This is a genomic window from Lentzea sp. (genome assembly GCF_036380075.1).
Classification (GTDB): domain Bacteria; phylum Actinomycetota; class Actinomycetes; order Mycobacteriales; family Pseudonocardiaceae; genus Lentzea.
Genome location: NZ_DASVFL010000025.1, coordinates 1 through 2707, shown reverse-complemented (window position 1 = coordinate 2707; position 2707 = coordinate 1). Strand labels below are relative to the sequence as shown.

The window sequence follows — 2707 nt, the reverse complement described above, 5'->3', positions numbered from 1 at the left end:
GGGCACCGTCGTTTCCGGGCGGTCGAGTCGGCTACGCCAGCACCAGCGTCAATGCGGCGATCCCGCTCAGGATCGAGGACTGCGACCGGGGTGGTGACGCGTCGAGCAGCCGCGTGTTCGGGAAACCCGTGGCCAGAGCGGTCAGGGCCGTCTCGGCCTGCAGGAGGGCGAGCTGCTGACCCGGGCAGTGGTGAGGACCGTGGCCGAACGCGACGTGGTGACGGACTTTCCGGTGCAGATCGAAGTCGGCGGTGTCGTCCGTCGTGCCCAGGTCACGTCCGGCGGCACTGAGCGAGATCATCAGGATCTGGCCCGCCGGCACGGTTGTTCCCCCGAACTCCACGGCCTCGAGGGTGACGCGGTGGGTCGCGTTCCGGACGGGCGGGTCATAGCGCAGTGTCTCGTCCAGGGCGGCGCGCGCGAGCGCCGGGTCTGCCACCAGAGCGCGCCAGCGTCCGGGTCGCACCAGCAGCGCGTACATCGTGTTGGCGATGAGGCCCGAGGTCGTCTCGTGCCCGCTCACCACCAACAGGAACAGCTGCGCCATGAGTTCGTCGGCCGTGAGCGCGTCACCGTCGACGGAGGCGTGGACCAATGCGGAGAGCAGTCCGTCGTCCGGCATCGCACGAACTCGGGCGATCTGCCGGTCGAGGTAGTCGGCCAGCGCGTCGGAGCTGGGAACCGTGCGGTCCCGGTCGTCGAGCACGAGCGCGGTGGTCCACTCGTGGATCTTGTCGCGATCCTCCAGGGGAAGGCCGAGAAGCTCGCAGAGCACCGTGATCGGCAACCTGAACGTGAACGTTGCGACCAGGTCGACCGGTACATCGGTGGGGACGGCCGCCAGCAGTCGCGCGGTCAGCTCGCGCACCCGCGGCCGCAGCAGCTCCACCCGCGCCCCGGTGAAGTTCTTCGCGACCAACCGCCGCAACCGCGCGTGGTCGGCTCCGTCCGCGTACATCATCGACGGGCCGTACATCCCCGACAGCCGCACCCCGTGATCGGACTTCGCCAGTTGAGCCTGGATCGCGCCGCGCAGCAGAGCGGAGTCCTTGCTGAACCTGACGGTGTCGGCGAGCAGGGCCCTCGCCTGTTCCACACCGGTCGTGACCACCCACACCTGCGGCCCGCCGGGTATCCGCGCCAGGTGGACCTCGCCGACAGCGCTCAGCTGCCGCTCCACGGCGAAGTTCCCATGACCGTGCCGGTTGGCGACCAGAGCGCTCTCGTCCGGGGAAGACATCTCGGCATCGCTCCTGTCGCGGAGGAGGGTTCGGCCGGGCAGATGCACGAGCGCCTGGCCTCGGGTCCACCGCATCATGAGCCGATCCGGCCCGGACCGGCTCCGACGTCGCCCGAAAGGACACGGCAGACAACCCGAAATGACAGGAGGGACTCTCCGGCCGGGTTCGCCGCCAGGCGCCAGTGTGGCCGCCGCGCCGGATGCGCCGAGTCCCGCCCGCCCCGGTGACCTGTCGCGAACGCGGTGCGAAGGCGGGCAGGAAATTCTGCCTGTTCAACCAAGTTCGATCCGGGAAGCACCGCGAGCGGGTGCGGCGGTCCTAGGCTGCCCGGGAGTTCCTGTTTCCCGATCGACGGACGCTTGGTCGCCGCCGCCGAGTTCTGGAGGGCGCATGACCGCACGGAGTCTGCCGAGCAGCCCCTTCTCACCGCTGCTGCGCACCGATTTCACCGATGAGCGGGCATGGCACGCGCTGCTGGAGGATGTCGGCACGGACTGGCTGACGGTCATGCCCGACCGTCAGCACCGCGGCCTGACCGTCCCCGAACTGGTGGCGTTGGTCCCACCTGGCAGCTATTACCCGGTGCTCGCCGTCGCCGACAAGACCACGTTCACCTCCGCCGAGCGTCCGCTGCTGCTGGTCGACGTGGTGGAGAGACCCGGCCGGACGTTCCGAGCCGCACCGGAGGCGTTCCGATACGCCATCGGCAACCTGACGTTCCACAACCAGCGGTTCAAGGACTACTACCTGGACGGTCTCGACGGCTCTGGTGTCTACCGTCTCCCGAAGCTTCACGACCAGGCATCAGCCGACTTGCCGGCGTTCAACCAACCCGGTGAGGTGGCAGCTCCCGTGTCGCGTTAGTCGTGGCAGCCTGGATCCGCGCACACAGCCGTCCAGTCCCCATCAAGCAGTTGCCGTGCAACGCCGGCCATCTGCCGCCGAACTCCGGAGGACGTGTGATCCTGCCCGAAAGCGAACTCTCGCCGCTGCTGCGCACCGATTTCACCGATGAGCAGGCGTGGCAGTCTCTGCTGGAAGAGATCGACACCGGCTGGCTGACGGTCCTGGCCGACCCTGGTCATCAAGGCCTGACCGTGCCGGAACTGGTGGCGCTGGTGCCTTCTGACCGGCTTTATCCACTGCTCGTCGTCGCCGACGAGCAGACTTTCGCCTCCGCCGAGCGCTCGGTGTTGTTGATCGACGTCAGGGAGGAACCCGGTCGTGCGTTCCGAGCAGTGCTGGACGCCGCCAACTCCGCCATCGGCAACCTGGCCATCGACAACAACAGCTTCGACGACTACCTCGACGGTCTGGACGATTCCGGCGTCTATCGCCTTTCGGCGCGATATCACCAGGCGCTGGCCGAGCTGATGTCCTTCAACCAGCCGGCGAAGTCACGCACCTTCCCGGCACGCGACGATTCCCGGGACTGAGATGCATTCGGAAGGGAGGGGCGGCATCGT

Annotated in this window: 3 protein-coding genes; 2 read left to right on the top strand and 1 reads right to left on the bottom strand. The window is 68.0% G+C overall.

The window, feature by feature from the left end; all coding sequences use genetic code 11:
- Nucleotides 1-31 precede the first annotated feature (31 nt).
- On the bottom strand, nt 32-1240 hold the full coding sequence (locus tag VF330_RS02710; RefSeq protein WP_330849865.1) for a cytochrome P450: 1209 nt from the start codon (nt 1238-1240) through the stop codon (nt 32-34).
- A 391-nt stretch (nt 1241-1631) separates the two neighbouring features.
- On the opposite strand from VF330_RS02710, the gene VF330_RS02705 reads away from it, so the two are divergent.
- Nucleotides 1632-2105: a DUF6924 domain-containing protein gene (locus tag VF330_RS02705; RefSeq protein WP_330849864.1), complete on the top strand. Its 474-nt coding sequence runs from the start codon at nt 1632-1634 to the stop codon at nt 2103-2105.
- Between the two features lie 95 nt (nt 2106-2200).
- On the top strand, nt 2201-2677 hold the full coding sequence (locus tag VF330_RS02700) for a DUF6924 domain-containing protein (RefSeq protein WP_330849863.1): 477 nt from the start codon (nt 2201-2203) through the stop codon (nt 2675-2677).
- Nucleotides 2678-2707 lie beyond the last annotated feature (30 nt).

What these genes read in the sequence shown, in the direction of transcription:
- VF330_RS02710 (WP_330849865.1), bottom strand. Translation starts at nt 1,240, where the DNA reads ATGTCTTCCCCGGACGAGAGCGCTCTGGTCGCCAACCGGCACGGTCAT.
- VF330_RS02705 (WP_330849864.1), top strand. Translation starts at nt 1,632, where the DNA reads ATGACCGCACGGAGTCTGCCGAGCAGCCCCTTCTCACCGCTGCTGCGC.